General features: G+C 43.4%; 10 protein-coding genes. 5 read left to right on the plus strand and 5 right to left on the minus strand.

Translation table 11 applies throughout. The features are described 5' to 3' along the window. Positions 1 to 472 precede the first annotated feature (472 nt). Positions 473 to 2,113: a CTP synthase gene (locus ACE1AQ_RS07835; RefSeq protein WP_008203357.1), complete on the plus strand. Its 1,641-nt coding sequence runs from the start codon at positions 473 to 475 to the stop codon at positions 2,111 to 2,113. A gap of 81 nt (positions 2,114 to 2,194) precedes the next feature. Here ACE1AQ_RS07835 and ACE1AQ_RS07840 read toward each other — a convergent pair whose 3' ends face one another. From ACE1AQ_RS07840 to ACE1AQ_RS07855, 4 genes are all read right to left on the minus strand, one after another. Then, a complete protein-coding gene (locus tag ACE1AQ_RS07840; protein ID WP_008203355.1) occupies positions 2,195 to 2,512 on the minus strand; it encodes a 2Fe-2S iron-sulfur cluster-binding protein in 318 nt (105 codons plus the stop codon). Positions 2,513 to 2,903: 391 nt separating this feature from the next. Beyond that, entirely contained in the window at positions 2,904 to 3,101 is a 198-nt protein-coding gene (locus tag ACE1AQ_RS07845) for a hypothetical protein (protein WP_008203353.1), read from the minus strand. 31 nt (positions 3,102 to 3,132) lie between these two features. Further along, positions 3,133 to 3,708 (minus strand): peptide deformylase, encoded by a 576-nt coding sequence (gene def / locus ACE1AQ_RS07850; protein WP_008203351.1) that lies wholly within the window; start codon positions 3,706 to 3,708, stop codon positions 3,133 to 3,135. Positions 3,709 to 4,020: 312 nt separating this feature from the next. Continuing rightward, on the minus strand, positions 4,021 to 5,418 hold the full coding sequence (locus ACE1AQ_RS07855; protein ID WP_008203350.1) for a serine/threonine-protein kinase: 1,398 nt from the start codon (positions 5,416 to 5,418) through the stop codon (positions 4,021 to 4,023). 405 nt (positions 5,419 to 5,823) lie between these two features. On the opposite strand from ACE1AQ_RS07855, the gene crtE reads away from it, so the two are divergent. Together crtE and ACE1AQ_RS07865 are read left to right on the plus strand one after the other, a co-directional pair. Further along, the gene (gene crtE / locus ACE1AQ_RS07860; protein WP_008203348.1) at positions 5,824 to 6,753 is read left to right on the plus strand and encodes a geranylgeranyl diphosphate synthase CrtE; all 930 of its coding nucleotides are present in this window, start codon (positions 5,824 to 5,826) and stop codon (positions 6,751 to 6,753) included. Positions 6,754 to 6,770: 17 nt separating this feature from the next. Next, a complete protein-coding gene (locus ACE1AQ_RS07865; protein ID WP_008203347.1) occupies positions 6,771 to 7,223 on the plus strand; it encodes a divergent PAP2 family protein in 453 nt (150 codons plus the stop codon). Here the strand turns inward: ACE1AQ_RS07865 and ACE1AQ_RS07870 are convergent. Next, entirely contained in the window at positions 7,220 to 7,453 is a 234-nt protein-coding gene (locus tag ACE1AQ_RS07870) for a hypothetical protein (protein WP_106909311.1), read from the minus strand. The two genes, ACE1AQ_RS07865 and ACE1AQ_RS07870, sit on opposite strands and share 4 nt — an antisense overlap. A gap of 231 nt (positions 7,454 to 7,684) precedes the next feature. On the opposite strand from ACE1AQ_RS07870, the gene dapB reads away from it, so the two are divergent. Both dapB and ACE1AQ_RS07880 read left to right on the plus strand, forming a co-directional pair. Next, positions 7,685 to 8,515, plus strand: a complete 831-nt coding sequence (dapB, locus tag ACE1AQ_RS07875) for a 4-hydroxy-tetrahydrodipicolinate reductase (protein WP_008203338.1) — start codon at positions 7,685 to 7,687, stop codon at positions 8,513 to 8,515. 187 nt (positions 8,516 to 8,702) lie between these two features. Beyond that, a complete protein-coding gene (locus tag ACE1AQ_RS07880) occupies positions 8,703 to 9,056 on the plus strand; it encodes a nucleotidyltransferase family protein (protein WP_008203336.1) in 354 nt (117 codons plus the stop codon). Positions 9,057 to 9,211: the final 155 nt, after the last annotated feature.

Genomic DNA, 9,211 nt, shown 5'->3' on the forward strand with positions numbered 1-9,211 from the left:
ATAGAAATGTTAACCTACAAAGCTCAATTAAAAGGAATAAAAGTCATAATAACTGAAGAATCCTATACCTCACAATCCAGTGCTTTAGATAGGGATGAGTTACCTAAATATGGTGAAGAAAAACCATTATTTAAGGGAAAAGGTTAGCTAGGGGACTGTATAAAATGGGAACAAATCAGTTGTTAAATGCCGATGTCAATGGGTCATTTAACATCATTAGAAAAGTAATTCCTGATGTCATTGACCAGGGAATAAAGGGTTTGCCGTTTAATCCTGTAGTGCTTGACCCACTACGAATGACTAAGCTTTCAGGCTTTTAAGTAAGTTTGAGTAAGTTTAGTTGAGCGGTATAGATCCTCCGGTTATAATGAAATCTGGGAAAATGACACCGCCCTTCGGCTTCTCTCAGGGTCAACCCCATCCCGAAAACTCTCACCCCTTGCTAGGTATAATCGATCGCAGGAAGAATTTTATGAGTAAATTTGTCTTTGTCACCGGGGGAGTTGTCTCCAGTATTGGGAAAGGAATTGTCGCCGCTAGTTTGGGAAGATTGTTGAAAAGTCGGGATTATTCCGTCTCAATTCTGAAATTAGACCCCTATATCAACGTGGATCCGGGTACGATGAGTCCTTTTCAACACGGAGAGGTATTTGTCACCGATGATGGGGCCGAAACCGACCTCGACCTTGGCCACTACGAACGTTTTACCGATACGGAACTCTCCCGTCTCAATAGCGTGACTACTGGCTCGATTTATCAAGCGGTATTGAATAAAGAGCGCCGTGGTGCTTATATGGGGGGAACGGTGCAGGTAATTCCCCATATTACCAACGAAATCAAGGAAAGGATTCTCCGGGTGGCCAAGGATACCAACCCCGATATTGTCATTACAGAAATTGGTGGTACGGTGGGAGACATCGAATCTTTGCCTTTTTTAGAAGCAATTAGGCAATTTAGGAAGGATGTAGGTCGAAATAACGTGGTTTATATGCACGTTACCCTAATTCCTTGGATTCCGGCGGCCAAGGAGATGAAAACGAAACCGACGCAACACTCGGTCAAGGAATTAAGATCGATCGGTATTCAACCGGATGTGTTAGTCTGTCGTTGTCATCTACCCCTACAACCGGGGTTAAAAGAAAAACTCTCAGCTTTCTGTGATGTGCCGGTGGAATCGGTGATTACTGCTCAGGATGCCAGCAGTATCTATGAAGTTCCTCTCAATCTGGAAAAAGAGGGATTAGCGCAACAAACCCTAGAATTATTCAACCTCAGTCCCCGATACCCCCATCTGGAGGAGTGGGAAAATCTCATCCGACAGATGCAATCCCCCAGTCAAAAATTAGAGATAGCTATCGTCGGGAAATATGTGCAGTTGGGGGATGCTTATCTCTCGGTGGTGGAGGCCCTCAAACACGCCGCTATTGCCCTTAATAGCGAGATAGAATTGCGTTGGGTAAGTGCCGAAGATGTGGATAACGATTCGGCCGAAGCTCATTTAAGCGGTGTTGACGGTATTGTTGTACCCGGTGGTTTTGGTATTAGGGGTGTGGATGGCAAAATTAAGGCGATCGAGTATGCTAGGGTCAATAATATTCCTTTCTTGGGTCTCTGTTTAGGGATGCAGTGTTCGATTATCGAATGGGGTCGCAATGTGGCCCGATTAGAAAGGGCCAATAGTTCCGAATTTGAAGAAGATACACCCAATCCAGTGATTAATTTACTGCCAGAACAGGCAGATGTGGTGGATTTAGGGGGAACAATGCGCTTAGGTCTCTATCCCTGCCGTTTAAATCCCGATAGTCTGGCTTTCTCCCTCTACGGTCAAGAGGTTATCTATGAGCGCCATCGTCACCGTTACGAGTTCAATAATGCCTATCGTAGTCTCTTTTTCGAGACTGGTTATCTGGTGAGTGGCACTTCTCCCGATGGTCGTTTGGTGGAAATTATCGAACTACCAAAACATCCTTTCTTTATTGCTACCCAATTTCACCCCGAATTTCGCTCTCGTCCCAATAAAGCTCATCCTCTCTTTTATGGTTTCATGAAAGCAGCCCTCAAGAGTGCAGAGCAAAAGTTCTCCCTTATTAGTCAGCATTCAGCTATTAGTTAGGGTTTGCCGGTTCTATTGGCTCAAAATCTGTTTTTTTGGGGGGAAACCCCCGAAAATTTGTCATCTTAACCCCAGTCTGGCCTAGGGTTTTCCGAATTGACGTTGATAAACTACTTCTTCCTTGCCAGATTCCAGTTTAATATCCGAGCGAGGATAGGCCACACATAACAAAGCATAGCCTTCTTTTTGCAGGTCGGGGGATAATCCCATGCCCTCACCTTGTTCAACGCTACCCTGGGAAAGTTGAGCGGCGCAGGTAGTACATACGCCCGCATTGCAAGAACTGGGTAAGTCAATCCCCGCATCGTAGGCCGCTTGTAGTATAGTTTGATCTTTCCTAACTTCGATCGTTTGTGTGGTTCCTAAATGGGAAATTTCTACTTTGTAGGTTGTGGTCATAGCTAATGAATGATGCTTTTAACATCACCTATTTTATCATTCTAGATTGCGGATATAGGAGAGAGGGGGGAAATCTTTACCTAATCAGATTTTCACTGGTCAGGATATGATTGATTGTCATAAAAGCTGATAAGTAGGTAGGCGTTAAAAATTATCAGACACCACCCTTATCAACGGGGGACTAAGGGTAGGGTTGATTCATGAATCAACCCTACTATGAATCAACCCTAGTACTAAGGGGGTATCGAACCTAAAAACTATTTTTAATTTAATTATAACCAGCTACTTAAAGTCCTCAAAAGTAGTAACTTTTTCTGGCAATTTGTCCTGTAGTTAAAACAAACAAAAGAGAGAAATAAATTCTCTCTTCTGCAACCGAGGGGAAGTTATTCTATTTGTAATTGGCTCTCGTGTCTTTAACCGCCGCCCAAAAAAATAGGGCTGTTAATGGTATGCTTGCCGCTAGAATTAAGCCAGTGGTGGTATTGCCTAAATCCGGTTCTCCCGAACTAATTTCAAAGACACAACCCACACCAGCGATCGCTGCAATACAGGATAATAACAATAAAACGCCGCTTTTCGGGGTCATCTTCACTCCTCGCCTAAATTAACTAATGCCTTTATTTTGTCACTTTCTCGACGGGTTTCACCGCTTGCACGGAAAAACCGTGTTTTTTTAATTCTTCATTCAGTGCCAAATCGTTATCTACTCTGTCCACGAACATGACACCATTGAGATGATCCATTTCGTGTTGAATTACCCGCGCTAGTAAACCGTTAGCTTGCAGTTTTCGCGGTTTCCCCTGTTCATCTTTATAACTCACTTCGATCGCTTGGGGACGGATGACATCTAAAAACACATCGGGAATACTCAAACAACCCTCTTCCGCCTTGCACAATTCCCGACTATAACCGATAATTTGGGGATTGATCAGAATTAAGGGCGGATTTTCTGGTTTATCGGGTTCACAATCGATGACAATCAATTGTTTATTGACTGCCACTTGGGGAGCCGCTAAACCGATACCATTGGAACTATACATAGTTTGCAGCATTTCTCTGGCTAATTGGCGAATGCTGTCATCGACCTTAGTAATCCGCTTGGCCGGTTGACGCAGGACTCGATCGCCGAGATAATGCAGTTCTAAAGGGGGTTTTTCTAATTTGCGTTTTTCTACGGTAATAGTGGCGCTCATAAACTTAATTATCGATGGGATGCACAATTTTGATTTTAGTCACTGGCGCTGGGGCATTTCTCAGGAAAAGGGAGAAAAAAGCCCAGACTCTTCATAAAATTTTACACTGATCACAGACAGTTCGTCTATATCAGGGGATGGGAAGTGGGGAGAGGGGAGAGGGAAGATGGGGGAGAGAGAATTATGAATTATGAATTATGAATTAGGAGGTGGGAAGTGGGGAATTGGGGAGATTTTTCAGTTATCAGTAAGCAGTAATCAGTGGGGGAGAGGGGAGAGGGGAGAGGGGAGAAAAAAGCTGATTTTAACAAGCTACTTATTAGTAATTGGTATTCCTAACCATTGGCTCAATTCCGCTGCTAACCATTCAATTTCGGGTTGACTCAGATATTCTTTTGTCTTACTGCTAATAGTATATTCTTTAGTCCCCGCCCAAATAGTTAAAGCCATCGGCACATAAACTCGATCGCCATCACCATCTTTGGTATGATAACTATCAGCTTTCACCAGTTTATTAATATGTTCCCGTGCCATTTTCTTTTTGCCCGGAAGTTTCAAACCACAAATTCGCTGAATGGCCACAATTTCTTCCCTATCAATAGTGATAATTTCCTCCCCTTTGAGGCAATAAATAATCCCGCCAAGCATTCCTAAACCCACAAACCAAAAAGGCAAAGAAAAGAGCAGAAAAAACCAACTCATCCACAGAGGAATAGAAATTGCTCCTCCTGTCCATACTAATAAAAAAGCGTTCCAAGCGATGGCAAAAGCTCCAAGAAAAATTAATTTAGGGGTAAAACCTTCGGGAGGTAAAGATATTTTAATTTTCTCCTCATTTTTTTGCAACTGTACCCGACTCCCTGCGGGTTTTTCAAGGTTCGAGGAAGTTAATTGCATTTCGTGGAGAGTATGTAAAGCTTGATTTGCTGCCTGTGCTGAAATAAACCTTTTTTCGAGACTAGGTTCAATTAACTGTCCTAACCAATGAACAAAAGCAGGGCTTAAATTGGCTAAATTATTTAATTGAATTTTGCCATCTTTTTGGGGTAAATCGGCGGGATGAATTCCTGTAGCTAGATAGATTAAAGTGGCCCCTAAACTGTATAAATCAGAAGCGGCAACGGTGCGACCACCGAATTGTTCAGGGGGCATATAACCGTAGGTTCCGACGATAGTTAAAGTGGCTTGTTCCTGTTGGGCAACAGTCTGGACAGAACCAAAATCAATTAAATAAACATTACCGATACTATGACCTGATCGATCTTTTAGTAAGATATTACTAGGTTTCAAATCTCGGTGGATAATTGGCGGGCTAATTCCATGAAGATAAATTAAAATCCCTAGGATAGATTTGGCTAATTCTTGCAGGTCTGCCTCACTAAATTTGCGACCATTTTCTAGCTGTTCCTTGAGAGATTTCGCCTCGATATAACTCTGAACAAGGGCGAAACCTTGATAGGTATCGGTGCGAACTTCAAAATAGTCGATATATTCGGGAATCGAGCGACAATCTAGATGTTTAAGAGTTTCGGCCTCCCGTTCAAAAAGTTTTAAATCTGTCCATTCAAAATCGGTACTAAAGATTAATAATTTGACAACAACAGTAGCGCCCGTTTTTATATCTTGGGCGAGAAAAGTGCGTCTTCCGGTTTGTTTACCTAACTGACTTTGAATTTGGTATCGATCGCCTAAAATTTGCCCTGGCAGCATAAAATATATTACTAGGATAACCCTAATTATAGGCTAATCGAGAAATTTCCCAACCGCAAGCTAAGAAAACGGAAGTTTGACCGAATCATCAAAACTTTAGCATCTCCCAGGATAACTGCGGTGAAATTCAATTGTATCGCCTGTTTTTTGCTAATCTCTGGACTGAGGGAGGTATTTTTTCAGGTTAAAAGAGAAAATAGGCATCAGAAAAGAGAATTGGACTCTCTCCGTCTGGAAAAATTTAGTACAAATGTTCAGAAGGTCAACTGCGGAGCTGCCATGCAGTCTGAAGGGGTAATTTAGATACTCAACAGCTTAGGGTACAAGGGAGCAGTCAGTTTAATTCCCATCGAGGGGGAGTTTCCTGATATAGTTTTAGAAGCAGTCGGTTCAAGACAAAAAGACATGGTTACTAGGGGCGAACGAGGAGTAGAAGTGAGGAAAAACAAGAACTTTTCCCTGGCTTCCTATCTGGAGGAAAAGCGGTTGATTGTCGAGTCAGCTTTAGATAGCTCTTTAGTTATCGGCAATCCTGCCAAAATCTACGAGGCGATGCGCTATTCTCTCCTTGCTGGGGGCAAACGTCTGCGACCGATTTTATGTCTGGCTACCTGTGAACTGATGGGGGGTTCCCTAGAGATGGCTTTACCCACCGCTTGCGCCCTAGAAATGATACACACTATGTCATTAATTCATGACGATTTACCCGCCATGGATAACGATGATTACCGACGCGGGAAATTAACCAATCATAAGGTTTTCGGCGAAGATATAGCTATTTTAGCCGGGGATGGTCTCCTGGCCTACGCTTTCGAGTATGTGGCTACTCAGACTCGTAATGTACCTCCCCTACAGATTTTAGAGGTAATTGCCCGTTTAGGTCGCACTGTCGGGGCAGCGGGTTTGGTGGGGGGTCAGGTTTTAGACTTGGAATCTGCGGGAAAACCCGATATTTCGGCAGAAACTCTCGGTTTTATCCACACTCACAAAACGGGATCCCTGTTGGAGACTTCTGTGGTGTCGGGGGCAGTTTTAGCGGGGGCAAAAGGGGAAGATATAGCTAAATTAGCCCGTTATGCCCAAAATATTGGCTTGGCTTTCCAAATTATCGATGATGTTCTTGATATCACGGCGACAAACGAGGAATTAGGCAAAACCGCCGGTAAAGACCTACAGGCACAAAAAGCTACCTATCCTAGTCTCTGGGGGATAGAAGGGTCCCGCCAGCAAGCTCAACAGTTAATAGATAGTGCCATCGGTGAATTGAGTGGCTACGATGAGGCCGCTGAACCTTTACGGGCCATCGCCGAGTATATTGTTAATCGTAAAAATTAAATTAAACGAATGAGATTATGCAGGACTTCGAGCAGGTGTTACACAATCAAATACTGCTAGTCTCTCTTTTAGCTTGTTTCACCGCCCAGGGACTAAAAGCGCTGATTGAGCTAATCCGCGATGGTAAGGTTAGTCTGCGCTATCTAGTCTCGTCGGGGGGAATGCCTAGCGCTCACTCGGCGTTGGTGGGAGCTTTGGCTACTGGGGTAGGATTACAGATGGGTTGGTCTAGTTCCGAATTTGCCATCGCTGCGCTTTTTGCGGTTATTGTTATGTATGATGCGGCTGGAGTGCGTCAGGCAGCGGGAAAACAGGCCCGGATTCTCAATCAAATTATCGATGAAATGTTCCAGGGAGGCAAGGAATTTAATGAGGAACGTTTAAAGGAATTAATTGGTCATACTCCTTTTCAAGTGCTGGTGGGTTTAAGTTTAGGTATCGGTATCGCCATGGTGCTGCTCTGTCATTAATTGAGGTATTTTCTGGGGTTGAGATAAACTAGATTTAATAATGGGCCAATGCAAATTTGAAACGCATCAGCAGCAATGTTTGAGATAGAGGCAAAAAGGAATCGACTCGACAAAGTGCTGATAACTGGGTAAATGGCAAAAGCATCACTCCAGTATTCAGCTACACGGTCTAAATAATAGGACTTGAAGTTTCTGTAATGAACACTATGAAAAGCGATTAAAATCGTCATAATTTCCCACAGACATAAGCTTCTTTTTTGTTATCGAGTCTTCAGTCCATAAGCAAGTAAGCTTTTTGAGCATTGAGGTGCAAATTGTTGGCAAAAATCATCGACATGACAGAATAAAGCATCTATACTAACCCTAGGGCAAGGTGGCTGAATGGTTTTCTGTTTTTCAGCAGATCACTTCTCCCTTTTCTTATCCCGAACTCAGGTTATATATAAGGAGAATAATTGACCATGACCGAAAATAGAGGCCCGATTCCCGTGGTTGTCAACGGTGCAGCTGGTAAAATGGGACGGGAAGTCGTTAAAGCCGTTGCTCGTGCCGACGATATGATCTTAGTGGGTGCAGTGGATCGAAATCCAGCTTTTCGAGGCCAGGATGTAGGGGAAGTGGCCGGTTGTGAACCCCTAGAAGTGCCGATTCTCGACGATTTACAGAGTGTTTTAGTCCTGGCAACTCAGGAACAAGTGCAAGGGGTGATGGTGGATTTTACCCATCCCGACGGTGTTTATGACAATACCCGCAGTGCGATCGCCTATGGAGTGCGTCCCGTGGTGGGAACTACGGGATTATCGGCGGCACAACTGCAAGATTTAGCCGAATTTGCCGAAAAAGCCAGCACCGGCTGTTTAGTTATCCCCAATTTTTCCCTTGGCATGGTTTTACTACAACAGGCTGCCCTGCAAGCATCCCGCTACTTTGATCATGTGGAAATTATCGAACTGCATCACAATCAAAAAGCAGACGCACCCAGTGGAACGGCGATCAAAACCGCCGAATTACTGGCAGAATTAGGTAAAACCTTTAATCCTGCCCAAGTTTCCGAAAAAGAAACCATCCCCGGCGCTAGAGGTGGTTTAACTGCTGAGAACATCCGTATTCATAGCGTGCGTTTACCCGGTTTAATTGCTCACCAAGAAGTCATTTTCGGTTCCCCAGGGGAAATCTATACCCTTCGTCATGATACCAGCGATCGCTCCTGTTATATGCCGGGGGTTCTCCTCTCTATCCGCAAAGTTACTCAGCTGCAATCCCTCGTTTACGGTTTAGAAAAAATCCTCTAAATCAAGATAGGTAGTGATTTTATTGTAGTGGTGATAGCTCAAACCTTGACTAATTGGGCATTGTCGTTATCAATAAAGTAGCAAACTGTTCGACACCCCCCTGATCAAGGTTAGGGGGGATCGAAGGCAAAATCTATCTTCTATTTAATTAGAACCGCTTACCTAAACTCAATGGTAAAATAAGCCCATGAGCGCTTTTCCTACCCCAGAACTCGATAAAATCCTCAAAGAAAAAGATATTCAAGGAGAACAGCAAAGACAAACCCTGCTGGCGAAAACTCAACAATGGCTTCATGAAAATGCTGTAAAATACGGAATTAATCGAGCTTATATCTTTGGCTCCGTGACTCGTCCCTATAAATTTCACCCCGGTTCTGATGTGGATATTGCCGTCGAAAATATCAATCCCGAACTGCACTTTGAGGCTATTAGTATTCTTTCCTATTATCTGGGGAGAGAGGTGGATATTATTCTGCTGAAAAACTGTCATTTTGCCCACCGAATTCGGGAAGAAGGAATTTTATGGACAACCGACAAATAATCCTGTTGAAAGCTGATATATAGCACTTCTTGGAGCTATGAGGTACAATGAAAAGCAAATAGACAAATAATAGAACTCGCCAGCTTCCTATGAGACCCTATTCCGTAGATTTTCGCCAAAAAATTATCGATGTCTGGAAGAAAGAAAAAATTTCT

Source organism: Microcystis sp. BLCC-F209 (assembly GCF_041928595.1).
Lineage (GTDB): Bacteria > Cyanobacteriota > Cyanobacteriia > Cyanobacteriales > Microcystaceae > Microcystis.